The sequence below is a fragment of the Fusicatenibacter sp. genome, assembly GCF_050872605.1.
In the GTDB taxonomy this organism is placed as follows: Bacteria; Bacillota; Clostridia; order Lachnospirales; family Lachnospiraceae; genus Fusicatenibacter.
On sequence record NZ_JBNMHD010000008.1, the window covers coordinates 60349 to 78700 of the forward strand.

The 18352-nt window shown below is 49.1% G+C and carries 18 protein-coding genes and 1 pseudogene; 18 read left to right on the plus strand and 1 reads right to left on the minus strand.

All coding sequences use genetic code 11. The features are described 5' to 3' along the window. Positions 1-19 precede the first annotated feature (19 nt). Together ACY2VT_RS04330 and ACY2VT_RS04335 are read left to right on the plus strand one after the other, a co-directional pair. Complete coding sequence (locus tag ACY2VT_RS04330; protein ID WP_461879020.1) at positions 20-628, plus strand: sugar O-acetyltransferase; 609 nt, start codon at positions 20-22, stop codon at positions 626-628. A 302-nt stretch (positions 629-930) separates the two neighbouring features. Continuing rightward, positions 931-2085 (plus strand): annotated as a pseudogene (locus tag ACY2VT_RS04335) (FprA family A-type flavoprotein); the annotation flags it as partial. 610 nt (positions 2086-2695) lie between these two features. Here ACY2VT_RS04335 and ACY2VT_RS04340 read toward each other — a convergent pair. Then, entirely contained in the window at positions 2696-3223 is a 528-nt protein-coding gene (locus tag ACY2VT_RS04340; RefSeq protein ID WP_461879021.1) for a phosphatase PAP2 family protein, read from the minus strand. 378 nt (positions 3224-3601) lie between these two features. Here ACY2VT_RS04340 and ACY2VT_RS04345 point away from each other — a divergent pair, with 378 nt between their 5' ends. From ACY2VT_RS04345 to ACY2VT_RS04420, 16 genes are all read left to right on the plus strand, one after another. After that, positions 3602-3781 (plus strand): helix-turn-helix domain-containing protein, encoded by a 180-nt coding sequence (locus ACY2VT_RS04345; RefSeq protein WP_461879022.1) that lies wholly within the window; start codon positions 3602-3604, stop codon positions 3779-3781. 25 nt (positions 3782-3806) lie between these two features. Next, on the plus strand, positions 3807-3971 hold the full coding sequence (locus tag ACY2VT_RS04350) for a bacteriocin (RefSeq protein WP_461879023.1): 165 nt from the start codon (positions 3807-3809) through the stop codon (positions 3969-3971). Position 3972: 1 nt separating this feature from the next. After that, on the plus strand, positions 3973-4143 hold the full coding sequence (locus ACY2VT_RS04355) for a hypothetical protein (RefSeq protein ID WP_461879024.1): 171 nt from the start codon (positions 3973-3975) through the stop codon (positions 4141-4143). A 21-nt stretch (positions 4144-4164) separates the two neighbouring features. Then, the gene (locus ACY2VT_RS04360; protein ID WP_461879025.1) at positions 4165-4377 is read left to right on the plus strand and encodes a LysM peptidoglycan-binding domain-containing protein; all 213 of its coding nucleotides are present in this window, start codon (positions 4165-4167) and stop codon (positions 4375-4377) included. A 149-nt stretch (positions 4378-4526) separates the two neighbouring features. After that, complete coding sequence (locus tag ACY2VT_RS04365; protein ID WP_461879026.1) at positions 4527-4943, plus strand: hypothetical protein; 417 nt, start codon at positions 4527-4529, stop codon at positions 4941-4943. 8 nt (positions 4944-4951) lie between these two features. Next, a complete protein-coding gene (locus tag ACY2VT_RS04370; RefSeq protein WP_461879027.1) occupies positions 4952-7123 on the plus strand; it encodes an NHLP family bacteriocin export ABC transporter peptidase/permease/ATPase subunit in 2172 nt (723 codons plus the stop codon). Positions 7124-7137: 14 nt separating this feature from the next. After that, positions 7138-9345, plus strand: a complete 2208-nt coding sequence (locus ACY2VT_RS04375; protein WP_461879028.1) for an NHLP bacteriocin export ABC transporter permease/ATPase subunit — start codon at positions 7138-7140, stop codon at positions 9343-9345. Positions 9346-9379: 34 nt separating this feature from the next. Continuing rightward, positions 9380-12184: a SpoIIE family protein phosphatase gene (locus ACY2VT_RS04380; protein ID WP_461879029.1), complete on the plus strand. Its 2805-nt coding sequence runs from the start codon at positions 9380-9382 to the stop codon at positions 12182-12184. Positions 12185-12197: 13 nt separating this feature from the next. Next, positions 12198-12491, plus strand: coding sequence for an STAS domain-containing protein (locus ACY2VT_RS04385; RefSeq protein WP_461879030.1), 294 nt, complete (start codon positions 12198-12200; stop codon positions 12489-12491). Between the two features lie 109 nt (positions 12492-12600). Then, complete coding sequence (locus ACY2VT_RS04390; RefSeq protein ID WP_461879031.1) at positions 12601-12927, plus strand: hypothetical protein; 327 nt, start codon at positions 12601-12603, stop codon at positions 12925-12927. A gap of 157 nt (positions 12928-13084) precedes the next feature. Next, entirely contained in the window at positions 13085-13354 is a 270-nt protein-coding gene (locus tag ACY2VT_RS04395; RefSeq protein ID WP_461879032.1) for an FmdB family zinc ribbon protein, read from the plus strand. 584 nt (positions 13355-13938) lie between these two features. Then, positions 13939-15315, plus strand: coding sequence for an MATE family efflux transporter (locus tag ACY2VT_RS04400; protein WP_461879033.1), 1377 nt, complete (start codon positions 13939-13941; stop codon positions 15313-15315). After that, a complete protein-coding gene (locus ACY2VT_RS04405) occupies positions 15308-16342 on the plus strand; it encodes a 2-hydroxyacid dehydrogenase (protein ID WP_461879034.1) in 1035 nt (344 codons plus the stop codon). The genes ACY2VT_RS04400 and ACY2VT_RS04405 overlap by 8 nt, the downstream gene beginning before the upstream one ends. A 64-nt stretch (positions 16343-16406) precedes the next feature. Next, positions 16407-16745 carry a P-II family nitrogen regulator gene (locus tag ACY2VT_RS04410; protein ID WP_461879035.1) on the plus strand — a complete coding sequence of 113 codons (339 nt, stop codon included), beginning with the start codon at positions 16407-16409 and terminating at the stop codon, positions 16743-16745. Between the two features lie 33 nt (positions 16746-16778). After that, the gene (locus ACY2VT_RS04415) at positions 16779-17993 is read left to right on the plus strand and encodes an ammonium transporter (protein ID WP_461879036.1); all 1215 of its coding nucleotides are present in this window, start codon (positions 16779-16781) and stop codon (positions 17991-17993) included. A gap of 13 nt (positions 17994-18006) precedes the next feature. After that, a complete protein-coding gene (locus ACY2VT_RS04420; RefSeq protein WP_461879037.1) occupies positions 18007-18345 on the plus strand; it encodes a P-II family nitrogen regulator in 339 nt (112 codons plus the stop codon). Positions 18346-18352: the final 7 nt, after the last annotated feature.

Genomic DNA, 18352 nt, shown 5'->3' on the forward strand with positions numbered 1-18352 from the left:
AAATGGGAGGTTTTTACAAATGACAGAACAGGAAAGAATGAAACAGGGGTATCTTTGGGAAGATGATGAGGAGAACATGGCGCTGCAGGCAAAATGCAAAGGTCTTGTCAGAAAGTTCAACGAGATGCCGACAGAAGCGATGGCAGAGCGGGAAGCACTGCTGCATGATATTTTTGGAGAAGTGGGAGAGCATGTATGGCTGAATTCTCCGCTGACGGTTTCGGTCGGCAAGTATGTCAGCATCGGTTCCGGTACGTATGCGAATATGAACCTGACGCTGATCGATGACTGGAAAATTACGATCGGAAAAAATGTTCTGATCGGACCGAATGTGACACTGTGTACCACAGGTCATTCGATTCATCCGGAACACCGCATGGACGGCATGTATTCCTTCCCGATTACCATTGGTGACAATGTATGGATCGGCGGAAATGTTATGGTACTGCCAGGCGTTACAATCGGAGAAAACTCCGTGATTGGTGCCGGTTCCGTAGTAACCAAAGATATTCCGGCAAATGTAGTTGCGTTTGGTGCTCCGTGCAAGGTTTACCGGGAGATTTCGGAACACGATGCAGAATATTATTTCGGTGACAGAAGATTCGACGAGCAGCCGCCGAGAGAGTAAATTTAGGTATTGTACAGTTCACCGCGCCATTCGCAAAACCGCGCTTTTCAGCGCTTTCCGCTGCTGCGCAGCTCCTTTTTGCTCATTTCGTGGCGCTCCCTTCGTGTGTTCCAGAAAACAGATTTTCATGCGAGCATGAAATCTGTTCTCTGGAACACACGTGTGAACTGGGATAAAAAAATAGAAATAGTAATTTTTACTATTTTCTCTTGATTTCTTTTTCGTTTTGGGATAAGATAAGAACATAAGATTCGGAGTGGGTTCCGGAAAGCAAAAACGAGATGGAAAGGATATGGATTTTTATGAAGATTACAGAAGATATTATCTACGCAGGAGTCAATGATCATCAGGTAGACCTGTTTGAAGGTCAGTACAAAGTGCCGAACGGCATGGCCTATAATTCTTACGTGATTCTCGATGAGAAAACAGCAGTTATGGATACCGTAGATGCAAATTTCAAGGATGAATGGCTGGCAAATGTTGCGAAAGCACTGGACGGCAGAAAACCGGATTATCTGATTGTACAGCACATGGAGCCGGATCACTCTGCGAATGTCGAAAACTTCGTAAAACAGTATCCGGAAGCAACCGTCGTTGCCAATACAAAAACATTCACCATGATGAAAAACTTCTTCCCGGATATGGACCTTGCCGGAAAGAAACTGGAAGTCAAAGACGGTGATTCCCTCACCCTTGGAAAACATGTCCTGACCTTCGTTTTCGCTCCGATGGTACATTGGCCGGAAGTTATGGTAACGTACGACAGCACCGATAAAGTTCTGTTTGCCGCAGACGGCTTCGGAAAATTCGGCGCACTCGACCGCGAGGAGCCGTGGGATGATGAGGCCCGCCGCTACTTCATCGGCATCGTTGGAAAATACGGTCCGCAGGTACAGAAGCTCCTGAAAGTGGCCGGAACACTGGACATCCAGAAAATCTGCTCGCTGCACGGCCCGGTTCTGACCGAAAATCTTGGCCACTACATCGAGAAATATGATATCTGGTCATCTTACCGCCCGGAGGAAGAGGGCGTTGTCGTTGCCTACACATCCGTTTACGGCAATACGAAAAAAGCGGCAGAGCTGCTCGCTGACAAGCTGAAAGAAAAAGGCTGCCCGAACGTCGTTGTTTACGATCTGGCAAGAGACGATATGTCCGCCGCCGTAGCCGATGCGTTCCGCTACAGCAAGCTGGTTCTCGCAACCCTGACCTACAACGCCGGCATCTATCCGTTCATGCAGGATTTCATTAACCGTTTGACCGAGCGCAGCTTCCAGAACCGCACGATCGGCCTGATCGAAAACGGAAGCTGGGCACCGACCGCAGCGAAAGTGATGAAAGGTATGTTCGAGAAGAGCAAAAATATCACCTGGACAGAGAACAACGTAAAAGTGATGTCCGCTGTGAAAGAAGAGAACGTAAAAGAGATCGAGGCACTGGCTGAAGAGCTCTGCAAATAAGAAGAACAAGAAGAGAAAAGTGCTCCGCCGGACTTTGCAAAAAGGCAAAGACGGCGGAGTCTTTTTATGGCAAAATGCACGCTGAACAAGACAGTAAATTGTATTTTAATCAAATAATATTCTGAAAATAATAAAATATAAAATAAATTAAAAGAAAGTATTGACAAAACATGGAAGATGAGTTAATATAAGATCAACAAAAGAAAAGAGAACAAAAACAAAAAAAGAAACATCAAAACGAAATCTAAGAAAGTAAGAGGTACGGTCCAATGGCATAGTTAATCTGAACATCAAAAAAATCTCTGAAGAGTTTACATACAGAACCTAAAGGAGATGATTCCAATGAAAGGCAGAGGCCCATAGGGAAAAAATAAAAACAAAAAAATCCAGGAGGTACGGTCCAAAAGGAACATAACGAAATACCCCGAAATCAATGAAAGCAGCAGGTGTATAAAATGAAATTACTGGAAATTCATTAAAAGCCCGGTCGAGAAGAAAAAGAATCGATCGGGCTTAATTTATGTCTGCAAAAAATAGATTACAAATAAAAAAATGCGCGTCCCATTCATCATGAAAAAAATGAGAATGCGGCGCGCAAGATGAAAAATTATTTTCTTTTTATGGAACTGCAGATTTTATCCCACAGTACACATACCACAAATGCAGTCAGAATACCCAAAACTGCCCCAAAAAGTACATCAGTCGGATAATGTACAAAGAAGTACATTCTGCTGAATCCGACGAGTGCTGCAAATACGAACACCCCGATGCCGGCTTTTCTGTAGTAATGATAAATCGCCATTGCACTTGAAAAAGCCAGATAGGTGTGAACGGACGGGCAGGAAAAACTGCTCGGCTTTTTTACGATCATTGAAACGGTCTCATCTACGGCACATGGACGCGGTCTTGCGATCAGATCCTTCAGCCAGACATTACCGATCAGATACGAAGCCACATAGGACAAAAGCACTGCGGCACCGCATTTTCTTGTTTTGGGAATGAGAAGCAGCACCAGTCCGATGACAATCCAGAGCTGACCGATACTTCCTACAAAATTGTTAAAAACTCCAATCATGATCTGGTCCAGAACCGGGTGATGCAAGGATTGGATTGCATGTAAAATACTTAATTCCATGATTTAATGTTATCCCCCTGTCTTTTTTGATTTTATTTTACGACGGGCACAGGAACATTGCAAGATAAATGTAACATCATGTCAACTATGCATATCCTGTGTGGTTTTTGACTTTATAGGAAACTTCGTTGAATTTTCCTATAAAGTCAAAAAGCCCTCCGGGCAGGATCGCACTGCGGCGGAGAGGAATTATGTCGCTAAAGCGACCCGCCGCAGGCGGAGAATCCTGCAAAGCAGGATTCTTTCTTGTCCAATGCGTCGTAAAACCCCTTGCTTCAGCTATGGGGATATAAGACGCATCCATCGAATTTACGCAAGTAATTGAAGATGAACAAAATAACAATTGGATTAATCAATAAAATGTGATATCATACACATATGAACACAACATATAAATCAAGAATCAAATTCAGAATCTACCCGAACAGAGAACAGAAAAACTTCATCCACCAGACACTGGGATGCCATCATCATCCGCAGGGCGTAAATGATGTTGAGCCATATCAGATGCTGCCCAATGCTGCACGGTATGAGAAGCTGCAGCAGAGTGCCGGATGAAAAAAGAATCTAGGAGGAAATGACGATGGAAGACGAGAAAAAAAGAAAAGAAATGAGTGAGGAAGAACTGGATCAGGTTTCCGGCGGTAAAGTGATACCGGGGTTCTGGGATTTCGAAGATGATATCAATGTGGTCCGGAGAGATTCCAAAGGAAACTTTGAAACTAAGAAGAAAAAGGAGGAATTTTAAAATGGAAACATCAAAGATTTTGAAATATTTAGGAGCTGTCATTATTATAATTCTGCTTGTGGTTGATCTTGTCGGAAAGGAAATTCCGCTTCCGCTCCTGGTAATTGGATTATGCATCGGTGCAGCGCTTTCGATTGCAGGTCTTTCTCTTGAGCGGCGTAACAAAAAATAAATTATTGCGGAGGAATGCAGGATGAGTGAAGAAAAAAACAGAACGGAACTGTCGGACAACGAACTGGATGAGGTTACAGGCGGCGCAAAAGCAAAATATTATTATGTACAAAAGGGAGATGAGCTGAGAGAAATCGCAAAGAAGTATAGTACTACGGTTAATCAGCTTTGCCTCTGGAATGGTATTTCAAATCCTAATTTTATTAAAACTGGAGATAGACTTCGTGTCGGCTGAGTGCGATAGGTGCCCAAACGGAGGAATACCGGCCCCTGCTTTACAGGAAACTGTACGGCGGGGGCCTTGCACATAGAAAGATACAAAATTTGAACAAGAAAAATTGTGATGCAGGGTTCTGCCCCGTATGACAGAAAGTGGTGCTGGTTATGAAAGAAAGACTATATCGTGAAAAGAGCCTGAACAAGATCAAGTCACCGGACCATCTCAGCGAGTATATCAAGGTAGTCAATCCCGGGATCTGGCTGCTGATGACAAGTGTCCTGGTTCTGCTTGTGGGTCTGTGCTGCTGGGGCATTCTGGGAAACATTCAGACGGTTGTCAATACAAAGGTTCAGGTTAGTGACGGGGAAGCTGTCTGCACACTTACCGGGGAGGAAGGCGCAAAGATAAAACCTGGCATGCCGGTTTTGGTGGAAGGCGCAGAAGGAACTGTAAAAGAGGTCCGCAGCCAGAGTGACGGCTGTGTGTGTGTACTGGAATTGGAGCATCCTGTTTCAGATGGATTTTACGATGCCCAGATTACGGTGGAGTCCATCCATCCAATTTCTTTTTTACTGAACTGAGGTAACATATGAAAACAAAACAGATTCATCCCATGAAAAAAGGAATTGCAAAGGTGCCGGTGATCATGCAGCTGGAGGCACTGGAGTGTGGTGCCGCCTGTCTTGCCATGATTCTGGCTTATTATGGAAAATGGCTGCCTCTGGAACAGCTCCGTACCGACTGCGGCGTCTCACGAAATGGTTCCAATGCAAAAAATATTCTGAGAGCAGCCCGGTTTCATGGCCTTGAAGCAAAGGGCTATCGGTGCGAAGCGGAAACCCTGCGGGAAGATGGAAGCTTTCCCTGCATCATCCATTGGGAATTTAACCATTTTGTGGTGCTGTGCGGTATCCGCGGAGATAAGGTGTATCTCAACGACCCGGGCAGAGGCAGCACAGTGGTAGACTGGAAAACCTTTGACGAGTCCTTTACCGGCATCTGCCTTCAGATGGAGCCCGGAGAGAATTTCGTTCCCGGCGGAAAGCCAAAGAGTGTGCTGGACTTTGCAAAAAAACGTCTGACGGGCAGCCGCGCCGCCATTATTTTTGCCATGATGACAGCCATTATTTCCGCTATGATGAACGCGATCCATCCGGTGTTCTCCAGGGTGTTTCTGGACCGGCTGCTGACCCATCAGAATCCTGAGTGGGTCCGGCCGTTCCTGTTTCTTTTTGCAGGCTTTGGCCTGATCCAGCTTATTATGACGGCTCTTCGGGAAATCTACGATCTGCGGATCCAGGGCAAAATGGCAGCGGTGGGCAACGCTTCCTATATCTGGAAGGTGCTGCGGCTGCCCATGTCTTTCTTCTCCCAGCGGATGGCGGGGGATATTCAGATGCGGCAGGGATCCAATGCCTCTATAGCCAATACGCTGATCTCCGTCCTGACACCGCTTGCCCTGAACGCTGTGATGATGGTGTTTTATCTGGTGCTCATGATCCGTTACAGCTGGATTCTGACGCTGGTGGGCCTTTTCAGCCTGGCTGTCAATGCGCTGGTATCCAATTACATCTCCCAAAAGCGGATCAACCTGACCAGGGTAGCGATGAACGATTACGCCAAGCTCCAGTCCTTTACAACGGCAGGCATTTCGCTGGTGGAATCCATCAAGGCCAGCGGTGCGGAAAACGGCTTTTTTGCCAAATGGGCGGGCTATCAGGCGAATGCCAATACCGATGATATCAATTTTCTGAAGATGAATATGCACCTTGAAATTCTGACGCAGATCGTATCCTCCCTTGCAGACAATGCTGTACTGCTTCTTGGTGTGTGGCTTACCATGCAGGGACAGTTTACTGTGGGTATGATCATGGCTTTCCAGGGCTTTTTGAGCTCCTTCATGTCACCGGCCTCCAGCTTTATTACCGCAGGACAGACCCTGCAGGAGATGCGGACCCAGATGGAGCGCGTTGAGGATGTCATGGAGTATCCAGTTCCGGATATTTTCGCACCGGAGGAAGACGCAGAGGAATACAGCAAGCTTTCCGGTAAAATTGAAGTAAAAAACCTGGAATTTGGCTATGCGCCTCTTGACGGACCGCTGATCCGGGACTTCAATCTGACTCTGGAACCGGGTAAAAGCGTTGCCATTGTGGGGCAGTCAGGCTGTGGAAAGTCCACGATGTCCAAGCTTCTATCCGGGCTCTATCAGCCCTGGAAAGGAGAAATTCTCTTTGACGGAAAGCCCATGTCCCAAATTCAGAAAAATGTATTCTACAGCAGTGTGGCGGTCGTAGATCAGGATGTGATTCTCTTCGAGGACACCATCGAAAACAATATCAAAATGTGGGACAGCAGCATTGAAGATTTCGAGATGATCCTGGCTGCAAGAGATGCCCAGCTCCACGATGACATTATGGCCCGTCCAAAGGGCTATAAGCAGCGGATTTTAGAGGGCGGCCGGGACTTTTCCGGCGGCCAGCGGCAGCGGATGGAAATTGCCCGTGTACTGGCTCAGGATCCGACCGTGGTGATTCTGGACGAGGCAACAAGTGCCCTGGATTCCAAAACGGAGTACAATGTGGTACGGTCGATCCGGGACCGCGGCATTGCCTGTGTGGTCATTGCCCACCGGCTGTCCACCATCCGGTCGTGTGATGAAATTATCGTGATGGATCACGGCGCCATCGCCGCCAGAGGAACCCATGAAGAACTGATGCACACAAGCCCTCTTTACCAGGAGCTTGTGTGCAGTGAATGAGAGGAGACCTGCATATGAGTTGGTTTGATGATCAGCTGCGCAGCCGGCAGAATGCTGACAATACCAGCCTGGAAGATTCCATCGACGGCATTGCCCGGGCAGTGATGGGAAAAAAGCTGCTTGCAGCTCTGGACAAAACAGAACAGGCAAAATCCGCAGCAGAGGAAATTCTCAAGTATTATCATCTGCATTCCACAGAGCTCCCCGAAAATGAGAAGCTGAAAACGCTGGAAGAGCAGCTGGAATATTATCTCCGGCCCCACGGCGTACTGTACCGCCGCGTGGAGCTGGAAAAAGACTGGTACCGCAATGCCTGCGGTCCCATGGTCGGGCGGCTTCAAAAGGACGGAACGCCTGTTGTTCTGCTGCCTGGCAGCTTTGGGGGCTACAGCTACCGGAACCCGGAAACAAAGAAAAAAGTTCATCTGAACCGCAGGACGGAAGCATTGCTGAAGAGGGGGGCGCTGTGTTTCTATAAGCCTCTGCCGCAGAAAGCACTGAAGATCCCGGATCTGCTGCTTTTTGCGCTGGGTCAGTGCACCACCTGGGATATCCTTTTATATGTAGGCTCCATTGCCATTGCTGCCCTGCTTGGACTGATATCCCCAAAGCTGACAGGACTTCTCTTCGGAACTGTGCTGGAAAGCGGAAGTGCCCGGGTACTGATTGGAATGGCAGGTTTTATGATCTGCTACTCCATTTCCCAGACGCTTTATGGCGTGTTCCAGAGTCTTGTGAGCAGCAGAATTACCACAAAACAGAGCATGGGTGTCCAGGCAGCGGTAATGAACCGGCTGATGAGCCTGCCGGTAACGTTTTTCCGAGAGTACTCCTCTGGCGAAATGCAGCAGCGGGCAAGTTACGTCCAGTCCTTATGTTCCACTTTACTTGGGTCTGTGGGAACCACCTGCCTTACGTCCGTCTTTTCTCTGGTGAATCTTGGACAGGTGTTCCGTTATGCGCCGGCCCTGGTCGTGCCTTCCCTGTGCATTACCACGGCAACGGTTGCTTTCAGCCTTATTTCCACCTTTGCCCGGATGCGCCTTGGCCGGGAAATGATGGAGGATTCTGCGCGCCTTAGCGGCATGACACTGGCCATGATCAACGGCATTCAGAAAATCAAGCTGGCAGGCGCGGAAAAACGGTTCTTCGCCCGCTGGGCAAGGGGCTACGCAAAGGAGGCGTCCCTGGAGTACAATCCACCCGCTTTTCTGAAGATGAACGGTACCATCGGCATGGCCATTTCCACGGTGGGAACTTTGATTTTGTATCGGGCTGCCATTTCCTCCGGCATTGGAGTCGCGGACTACTACGCTTTTAATGCCGCCTACGGCAATATCTCCAGTGCCTTTGTGGCAGTGGCAGGAATTGTCACGGCCCTTGCCAATATCGGGCCGACACTGGACATGGCAAAGCCTATTATGGAGGCGGTTCCCGAGGCGGCAGACGACAAGGAGATCGTAACCGATCTGCGGGGCGGCATTACCCTGAACAACGTGTATTTCCGTTACAGCGAGGAGATGCCGTGGGTACTTGAGGATCTTTCCCTTAGGGTAAAGCCAGGTGAATATCTGGCGGTCGTTGGTTCCACTGGCTGCGGCAAGAGTACGCTTCTGCGGCTGCTGCTTGGTTTTGAAACGCCGCAGAAAGGCTATATCCACTATGACCAGAAGGACATTACCCGGGTGGATCTTCCGTCTCTCCGCCGGAAAATCGGTACGGTTATGCAGGACGGCCAGCTTCTGTGGGGCGATATTTTTTCCAATATCTCTGTTACGAAACCATCCATGACGCTGGATGAAGCCTGGGAGGCAGCGGAAATGGCAGCTATCGCCGACGACATCCGGGCCATGCCGATGGGAATGCACACGATCATTTCCGGCGGGCAGGGCGGTATCTCCGGCGGACAGCGCCAGCGTCTGCTGATTGCCCGTGCGCTGGCTGGAAAACCGCGGATTCTCTTTTTTGATGAAGCAACTTCTGCGCTGGACAACATTACCCAGAAGCAGGTATCCGATGCTGTCGATCAGCTGAAATGCACAAGGATTGTCATTGCGCACCGGCTGTCCACCATCCGCAACTGTGACCGGATTGTGGTGCTGGATCAGGGCAGAATCGCGGAAGAGGGAACGTATGAGACTTTGATAGAGAAAAATGGTCTCTTCGCGGAGCTGGTAAAACGTCAGCGGCTGGATGTGGAACTGGATGAAAAAAGGCCGTAAATAAAGAAGAAAAAGGAAGAGTAGGGAACTGCCGATGATTACAATATTAAAAATGACAGCAGCAACACTGCTTCCAGTGGGGCTGTCTGCTGCGGTGTACGGTTTCGAACAGAAAACTGCCTTTGGAAAATGGAACTGGTGGGTTCGGCAATTGCTCATCGGACTTCTTTATGGCGGGGCGGCGGTGCTGGCAACAGAATATGGCATCCCCGTTGCAGGAGCGGTCTTAAATGTCCGCAATGCAGCCCCCTTAACAGCAGGGCTTCTTTTTGGAGCGCCTGCCGGACTGCTTTCCGGCACGATCGGCGGTGTTTACCGGGCTTTCGCTTATCTGGGAGGTATGGGAGATTTCAGCCGGACGGCCTGCGCCCTTGGCTGTTTTCTTGCAGGCGTTTTCGGAGCGATCTGCCGCAGATTTATGTTTGACAACAAAAAAGCGTCATGGTTTTACGGACTTGCCATCGGCATCACGACGGAAGTAACGCATATGCTGCTGGTATTCATCACCAATATGGATGATATTGCAAGGGCGTTTCTTGTCATAAAATCCTGTGCTCTGCCCATGATTCTGTGCAACGGCATCTCGGTGATGCTCTCTCTTCTTGTCGTAATGCGTATGGGAAGGGAAGCCATACGCAGGCCGCGGCAGAACCGGCAGATTTCCCAGGTCTTTCAGTTTCTGCTGCTAATTTGTGTTCTTGCGGCGTTTGCCGTTACCAGCCTTTTTACCAATGCGCTGCAGACAAGACTGGCGTATTCTGATACGGACCAGCTGCTGAAACTGAATCTGGAGGACGTCAAGCAGGAAATCAAAGAAGCATCGGACAGCCGTCTGCTTCAGATCACACAGCGTATCGCTGGAAAAGTGGACCAGAACACGACACGGGAGGAGCTGGAGGAGCTGCGTCTGGACAATGATGTGGCGGAGATCAATGTGGTGGACAAAAGCGGCATCATCCGGCAAAGCACAGATTCCGCATTTGAAAACTACGATATGGCTTCCGGGAAACAGTCCGCAGAATTTCTGTGCCTGCTTCACGGAGAAACGACGTATGTCCAGAGTTATCAGAAAGTCTCTGCCAGAGAGAACCTTTACCGGAAATATGCAGGTATTATCTTGGCAGATGGCGGCTTTGTCCAGGTAGGCTATGATTCGGAACAATTCCAGAGTGAATTAAAAAAGAATATTGAAGCGGCAGTCAAAAACCGGCATATCGGGAAAGAAGGGCGGCTGATTGTCTGTGACGAAGCACTGAAAATTCTGGCGGATAATGGCGAAAATGCCGGAGAGGCCATCGTAGTCAATACCCCGTCGCCGGATGAAAAACCAGAGGCAGGAACCCGGTTTACCGCCAGGATCGGAGAAACAAAATCCTATTGCATGTTCGACACCACCGAGGGCTTTTTCCTGGTGGCATCTCTTCCGGTGAGCGAGGCCATGTTTTCCCGGAATATTGCCATCTGTATCCTCATGTTTATGGAAGTGATTGTGTTTGCGGCACTTTTTGCCCATATCTACTTTTTGATCAAGAAGCTGATCGTGGATAACATTCATAAGATCAACCATTCTCTGGGGCAGATTACAAGCGGAAATCTGGATGTTCACGTCAGTGTCCGGGAAAATGAGGAGTTTGCTTCCCTTTCGGATGATATCAATGCGACCGTGGATACGCTGAAGCATTACATTGATGAGGCGGAGAGCCGCATCGACCGCGAACTGGAATTTGCCCGGCAGATCCAGCGTTCCTCCCTGCCATCGGTGTTTCCTCCCTATCCGGATCGAACCGATTTTTCGATCTACGCCTCCATGGAAGCGGCCCGAGAGGTGGGCGGCGATTTCTACGATTTCTTCCTGACAGATCCTGCCCACCTGGCCTTTCTGGTGGCAGATGTGTCCGGCAAAGGCATTCCCGGTGCCATGTTTATGATGCGGGCCAAGACCCTGATCCGCAGTCTGACAGAAAGCGGTCTTAGCCTGGAGGAAATCTTTAACGCGGCGAATAAAAAGCTGTGCGAAAACAACGAGGCCGAGATGTTTGTTACCGCCTGGATGGGCCGGCTTGATCTGGAAAGCGGTCTGCTGGAGTACGTGAATGCGGGACACAATCCGCCGCTGATCCGGCATGGGGATGGCGGGACGGAATATCTGCGGACAAAGCCAAACTTCATTCTGGCGGGTATGGATATGACCCGGTACAGGAAGCATGAGCTTTCCCTCGCTCCCGGTGATGTCCTGTTTCTCTATACCGACGGCGTAACTGAGGCAGCGGACCATGAGGATGTCCTTTTTGGAGAAGAGAGGCTGTGTGCTGCTCTTTCCCAGGCAGGAAAATTCCCTGAGGAGATCTGCCGGGCGGTCCACAGTGATGTGGCAGTCTTCGTAAACGGTGCGGAGCAGTCCGACGATATCACGATGCTGTGTGTCCGGTGGAATGAAAAAGAGAAAACGGCAGATTTTTCTGCCCGGCCGGAGAAAGATACCATCGAAAAAGCTTCCGCCTTTCTGGAAGAGACTCTGGAAAAATGGGAGGTGCCGATGAAGCTTTCCAACCGCGCCCAGATTGCCGTAGACGAAGTTTATTCCAATATCGTTTATTACAGCGGAGCTGATCTGGCGCGGATCAGCGTCTCTTTCAACGGGGACACGCTGGAACTTCTTTTTGAGGATGATGGAAAGCCATACAATCCTCTGGAAGCCAAGGAGCCGGATGTGACAATTCCACTGGAGAACCGGGAGGCCGGAGGGCTGGGGATTTTCATGGTAAAGAAGCTGGCCTTTGAAATGACATACCGGTATGAAAACACGAAGAATCAGCTGACAGTTCTATTTACAAAATAAGGAGAGATATATTATGAGTCTGCAAATGGAAAAAGAAAACGACAATACGCTGGCACTTGTTGGACGGCTGGACACGGTGACCGCCCCAGAGCTGGAAAAGACACTCGCTGATCTGCTGCCAAAGATCGATCATCTGGTGCTGGATCTGACCAGCCTGGAGTATATTTCCTCCGCCGGACTGCGGGTCATCCTGAAAACTTACAAGGCACTCGCTTCGAAGGGCGGTCTGAAGCTCACAGGAGTAAAGGAGTCTGTTCAGGAGGTCTTTGACATTACCGGATTTTCAGATTTTCTGGTGATTGAATAAAGGTTGTGCACATTCTGTGCAAATTCGTGTGGTAACATTTTTTTATCAAAAGCAAGGATCCGGAATGGGTCCGGTGATATACCAGAACTTTACATAAGGAGGAAACACGATGGATGAAGAAATGAAAATGCATGGACAGAAGGTGTCGATTGAGGATGAAGATCTGGAACAGGTTTCCGGCGGCAGCGACGTGGACAGCCTGAAAGGGTATACGGTAATCCGCACCGATTCGAAAGGGAATGCTACGCACTGGTGGTCAAAATATAGCATAAACAAAGAATGTAAGGATGGTTTCCATTTTGTCTGCCCGCATTGCGGAAGACTTCTTCATCAGGGTTTTCTGGGGCGTCTGTATTGCGATCCCTGTGACGAAGGCTGGTTCGTTGGAAGCCTTCCAGATGGCTGCAGACACGGTGGTATTTATCCAGGCTGTTGAAAACTGATTGAGATACAGCGATCCTTAAAAATAACGCAGAACAATCGCAGCCGCACCCGGAAGAAACGGGAGCGGCTGCGATTCTTTTTTAGATGTCTGGTTTTGGAAAGGCAAGTATGGTAGAATAAAAACAGAAAAAGAAAAGGAGTACAAAGTTATGTATTACGTACCAGACGGAACCAAAACATGTGGCTACTATGAATGTAAAAAATGCGGCAACCGCTTTTTATCCCTGCAGACCATGGAAAAAATTCCATGTCCAGACTGTGAGGCGGAAGTGGATTATGAGATCGGGCCTGGAGAGTCTTTGGAGGATGTGCTGGACACCGCAGTCCTGCTGCAGAAGATTGAGGGCGAAGAGGAAGTGGAGAAGATGGATTCACTTTTAAGCCTTGCGATCACTGGCGGAGATTTTGACTGGATCTAATTTCAGCGGTCGTTCTGAATTTTTACAGAATTTGCCGGAAATTTTTCCGCGATTTTAAAAGAGAACGAAAAGATTTCGGATGATAGTAAGAAAAATGTTCAGAAACAGACAAAAAATCAACTGTGGAATTGTGTAAATTTGACAGAAATGATGCAAAAGACAGGAAATCGTCAAAAAATTTGAGGATTGACAAAAAAGAGAATTTTTATTAGAATGTGCCTATGTTGAAAAACAACAGAGCAATGGAACAAGAATAAAGACGACGCAACGGAGCGGTTCTGAAAAAGAATCTCTCCGTTTTTTTATGGTTTGTTTCCCTTTCTCCCAGGTTTAAAATTTCTCCCATAAGATACTCTCAGGAAACCTAAAAATGCCCTGGCTGTTTTTCAAGATAAACTCCATATAAGAAACGGATTCGCAAAGGCGCGGTACGAAGGAAAAAACTTCGGGCCGCGCTTTCTCGATCCCAAACAGAAACAGTTCGCAACGGGGCGGTCTGGAAGAGAAAACTTCCAGGTCGCCTTTTCTGATATTAGAAACCTTACAGACAAATCAAAAGAAAGAACCAGAAAGGAGGGAGTCCAATGGAAAACACAAACGTCTTATTCGACCGAAAGCGTCTCGTCCAGCTGATTGTCCCACTGATTGTGGAGCAGGTGCTGGCCGTCACCGTCGGCATGGCGGATATGGTGATGGTCTCCGGGGCAGGCGAAACGGCCGTCTCGGGAATCTCGCTTGTCAATACGATCTGCGTTCTGCTGATCGTGGTCTTCACTTCCATGGCGAGCGGCGGTTCCGTCGTCGGAGCACAGTTCCTCGGAAGCGGGGATCAGAAAACAGCGTGCCACGCAGCCGAGCAGCTCGTAATGATCTGCGGACTGATCGCACTTGCCATCTGCGGCCTCTCCTTTTTCGGAAACCGCTGGATCCTCCGCCTGGTGTACGGATCGGTGGAAGAGCAGGTCATGACCTACGCAGTCGAATACTTCTTCATCACCTCGCTTTCCTTCCCGTTCCTCGGCATCTACAACGCGGGAGCGGCGCTTTTCCGGGTCATGGGAAATTCAAAGATTTCGATGATCACCTCCTTTGTGATGAACGGATTGAATATCATTGGAAACGCCATTTTGATTTACGGATTCGACATGGGAGTCGCAGGAGTTGCCCTTTCTACTCTGGTTTCCAGAGCCTTTGCAAGCATCGTAATTCTGGTGCTTCTGCATCGGGAAAAATACGAGATCCACTGCACGAAATGGTTCCTGGTCGGCTGGGACAGCGAGATGCTGAAAAAGATCTTTTCGATCGGTGTTCCGCAGGCAATGGAAAACAGCATGTTCCAGATTGGAAAGCTGCTGACCCAGAGTATGATTGCCGGATTTGGAACCGCCTCGATTGCAGCCAATGCGTGTGCGATGACCGTCGAACAGCTCGCATTCATGCCGGGATCGGCAATGGGGCTTGCGATGACAACCGTCGTCGGACAGTGCGTCGGAGCCGGAGACTATAAGCAGGCAAGAAGCTATACGAAAAAGCTGATCACCGGAGCTTACGTATTTCTGTGGGCATTGAATATTATTCTTCTTGCAGCAGCGCCGCTGTTTGCCGGAGCGTACAATCTCTCAGACAGTGCTTATCAGATGGCCATCACCGTCATCCGTTACCACAGCATCTGCTGTATGCTGATCTGGCCATTGGCCTTTACCCTTCCGAACACAATGCGTTCCGCAGGCGATGCAAAATTCACGATGAATGTCAGCATCCTTTCGATGTGGTTCGTGCGGATCGCACTGGCTTACCTCATCGGCGTTCACTTCCAGGTCGGACTCCTCGGTGTCTGGATTGCACAGACACTGGACTGGGTGGTCCGCGCAGGATTCTACATCGTCCGGTATCTTGGACATAAATGGGAAAACAAATCCGTTGTAAGACAGCAGGAAAAAGGAGGCGCAGCGTATGAGTGAGGGAACATGTAAAGTAGTCGTTTTTCAGGGAGACCCGGGAACCATCGATCTGACGTATGAGGAGATGGAAGCCGAGTGGACCAAAATGCTGCAGGCGGTGCCGGAGATTGAAAGTTTCCGCATCATCCGCCAGGAAAAGAGATGGTACACCTTTGAAGACTACAGCAGACAGATCGGTGATGCCGATGCCGCCCTTGGAATCTGGGTTCACAAAGAGGTCATCAACGAAAAGCTCTTTACGGAGCATCCGAATTTAAAATATATCGCAACACTCGGCCATGGATTTGAAGCCTTTGATGTGGAGATGACAAGACGGCACGGCGTGACGATCACCAATACGATTTACGGGGATGTCACCATTGCCCAGTACGCGATGGCACTGCTCATGAACATCTGCCACAACGTCACCGTGCAGAGTGATTACACTAAAACAGGCTACTGGAAAGCAAAAGAAACCGATCCGCAGGCAGCCTACAACAAACTGTTCGTCCCGCAGATCGAGCTTTACCAGAAAACGATGGGAATCATCGGACTGGGCGCCATCGGCCTCTGGACCGCAAGAATGGCAAAAGGCTTCGGCATGAAGGTCATCGCAAACAGCCGTCATAAAAAGACGGGACCGCAGTACGACGGCATTGAGCAGGTCAGCATAGAAGAGATTTTCGAGCGGTCGGATGTGATCTCGATCCATTGTCCGCATACGAAAGAAACAGAAAAGCTGCTGAACCGCGAAGCCTTCGCTAAAATGAAAGACGGTGTGATTATCATCAACACCGCAAGGGGAATCATCATTGATGAGGATGCCCTTCTGGAGGCGCTGGAATCACGAAAGGTTTACATGGCAGGCCTCGATGTGGTAGCAAACGAGCCGCCGCAGTACCAGATTCCGTTGATGCAGTCGCCGTACACTTTTATTACCTCGCACATCGCTTGGCAGCCAAAGGCAGCAAGACTTAGGGCGGTAGACCTGGCGGTGAAAAACCTCCGGTCCTATCTGGAAGGAATGCCGGCCAGTGTCATCAATTAATTTAGTTAGACAACCTGATTCCAACAGGTTTCTATAAAAGCAGCAGAGAAAGGGAGGGAAAGATATGAAAAAACTGGAAATTGTAATTCGTCCCGAGAGCCTCGAAAGCCTGGAGACACTTCTTGAAGAGCAGAAGGCAAACGGTATGATGATCACCAACATCCTTGGATACGGCAACCAGAAAGGATATCGACAGATGTACCGCGGAGCAGAAATCGTGGCGAAGATGCTTCCGAAGATCAAAGTCGAAACTGTCGTGGAGGATGACAAGGTGGCGAAGATTGTAGATTTCATCGTCAAGAACCTGGCAACCGGAAGCTATGGAGACGGAAAAATTTTCGTGTACGACGTCGAGGATGCGGTACGTATCCGGACCGGCGAGCGCGGAGAGCAGGCTCTTTAAAGTTTTTGAGGAAGAGATGAGGAGGAACTTATTATGGAAAACACACAGGTATTACTGAACATTGTATGGACCATGGTCGGAGCCTTTCTGGTGTACTTTATGCAGGCCGGATTTGCCATGGTAGAGACAGGCTTCACAAGAGCGAAAAACTCCGGAAACATTCTGATGAAGAACATGATGGACTTCGTGCTTGGATCGCTTTTCTTCTTTATTGTAGGATTTGCGCTGATGTTTGGCGGCAGCAACGCATTCGTCGGTACTTCCGGTTTCTTTAACCCGAAAGCACTGGCCGATGCAGACGGCATGTTCAACGGACTGCCGATCGGAGTCTTCATGATTTTCCAGACCGTCTTCTGTGCAACATCCGCAACCATCGTATCCGGAGCCATGGCAGAGAGAACAAAATTTATCTCCTACCTGATTTACTCTGCAGCCATCAGCATTTTCATTTACCCGATCACCGGACACTGGATCTGGGGCGGCGGCTGGTTAAGCCAGATCGGCTTCCATGATTTCGCCGGATCCACCGCAGTTCATATGGTCGGCGGCCTGTGTGCTCTTGCCGGTGCAAAAATGGTCGGCCCTCGAATTGGAAAATATACAAAAGAAGGAAAACCGGTCGCTATCCCGGGACACAACCTTCCGCTTGGCGCACTTGGCGTCTTCATCCTCTGGTTCTGCTGGTTCGGATTTAACTGCGGATCTACCACAGCCGCAACCTATAACCTCGGCGACATCGCCATGACAACCAACCTTGCAGCCGCAGCCGCAACTCTCGTTACCCTGATTGTTACCTGGGTACGATATGGAAAACCAGATATCAGTATGACGATGAACGGTGCACTTGCCGGACTCGTAGCCATCACCGCAAGCTGTGATGTTGTAAACGATTACGAAGCCATCTTCATCGGAGCCGTCGCAGGTGTGGTTGTAGTCTTCGCAGTTGAGTTCTTTGATAAAGTCGTAAAAATCGATGACCCGGTCGGCGCCATCAGCGTACACGGTGTCTGCGGAGCACTTGGAACATTATTCACTGGTATTTTTGGTGAGGGATGCAATTTTATCACTCAGCTGATCGGCTTTGTAGCAGTTGCAGCTTACACCCTGGTTCTTGCTTTCCTCCTGTTCTTTATCCTGAAAAAGACCATCGGTCTTCGTGTCACAGAGAAAGAAGAGGTTGACGGACTGGATATGCATGAGCATGGATGCAGCGCTTACGCAAACTTCCATTTCCACAATGACAAATAAGGTGGTGCAGAATATGAAAAAACTGACTGTCATTGTCAGACCCGCAAACCGCGAGGACGTCATCGACATTATGGAATCGTGTGCCGTATACGGCGCGATGGAAACAGACATCACAGGATACGGAAACCAGAAAGGCTACCGTGTGATGTACCGCGGAACCATGAGCGGTCCGAATGTGCTGATGAAATGCAAATTTGAGACGGTGGGCGACGACAAGACCATAGAAGTGCTGAAAGGCTTTCTGGAAAAGAAGCTGTGCACCGGAAACATCGGAGACGGAAAGATTTTCGTCGAGAAAGTAGCCGATGTCATCCGAATCCGTACCGGACAGCACGGTGAGGAAGCATTATAGACACGAT

Coding starts and splice junctions, on each gene's coding strand:
- ACY2VT_RS04330 (WP_461879020.1), top strand. CDS start 20: ATGACAGAACAGGAAAGAATGAAACAGGGGTATCTTTGGGAAGATGAT.
- ACY2VT_RS04340 (WP_461879021.1), bottom strand. CDS start 3,223: ATGGAATTAAGTATTTTACATGCAATCCAATCCTTGCATCACCCGGTT.
- ACY2VT_RS04345 (WP_461879022.1), top strand. CDS start 3,602: ATGAACACAACATATAAATCAAGAATCAAATTCAGAATCTACCCGAAC.
- ACY2VT_RS04350 (WP_461879023.1), top strand. CDS start 3,807: ATGGAAGACGAGAAAAAAAGAAAAGAAATGAGTGAGGAAGAACTGGAT.
- ACY2VT_RS04355 (WP_461879024.1), top strand. CDS start 3,973: ATGGAAACATCAAAGATTTTGAAATATTTAGGAGCTGTCATTATTATA.
- ACY2VT_RS04360 (WP_461879025.1), top strand. CDS start 4,165: ATGAGTGAAGAAAAAAACAGAACGGAACTGTCGGACAACGAACTGGAT.
- ACY2VT_RS04365 (WP_461879026.1), top strand. CDS start 4,527: ATGAAAGAAAGACTATATCGTGAAAAGAGCCTGAACAAGATCAAGTCA.
- ACY2VT_RS04370 (WP_461879027.1), top strand. CDS start 4,952: ATGAAAACAAAACAGATTCATCCCATGAAAAAAGGAATTGCAAAGGTG.
- ACY2VT_RS04375 (WP_461879028.1), top strand. CDS start 7,138: ATGAGTTGGTTTGATGATCAGCTGCGCAGCCGGCAGAATGCTGACAAT.
- ACY2VT_RS04380 (WP_461879029.1), top strand. CDS start 9,380: ATGATTACAATATTAAAAATGACAGCAGCAACACTGCTTCCAGTGGGG.
- ACY2VT_RS04385 (WP_461879030.1), top strand. CDS start 12,198: ATGAGTCTGCAAATGGAAAAAGAAAACGACAATACGCTGGCACTTGTT.
- ACY2VT_RS04390 (WP_461879031.1), top strand. CDS start 12,601: ATGGATGAAGAAATGAAAATGCATGGACAGAAGGTGTCGATTGAGGAT.
- ACY2VT_RS04395 (WP_461879032.1), top strand. CDS start 13,085: ATGTATTACGTACCAGACGGAACCAAAACATGTGGCTACTATGAATGT.
- ACY2VT_RS04400 (WP_461879033.1), top strand. CDS start 13,939: ATGGAAAACACAAACGTCTTATTCGACCGAAAGCGTCTCGTCCAGCTG.
- ACY2VT_RS04405 (WP_461879034.1), top strand. CDS start 15,308: ATGAGTGAGGGAACATGTAAAGTAGTCGTTTTTCAGGGAGACCCGGGA.
- ACY2VT_RS04410 (WP_461879035.1), top strand. CDS start 16,407: ATGAAAAAACTGGAAATTGTAATTCGTCCCGAGAGCCTCGAAAGCCTG.
- ACY2VT_RS04415 (WP_461879036.1), top strand. CDS start 16,779: ATGGAAAACACACAGGTATTACTGAACATTGTATGGACCATGGTCGGA.
- ACY2VT_RS04420 (WP_461879037.1), top strand. CDS start 18,007: ATGAAAAAACTGACTGTCATTGTCAGACCCGCAAACCGCGAGGACGTC.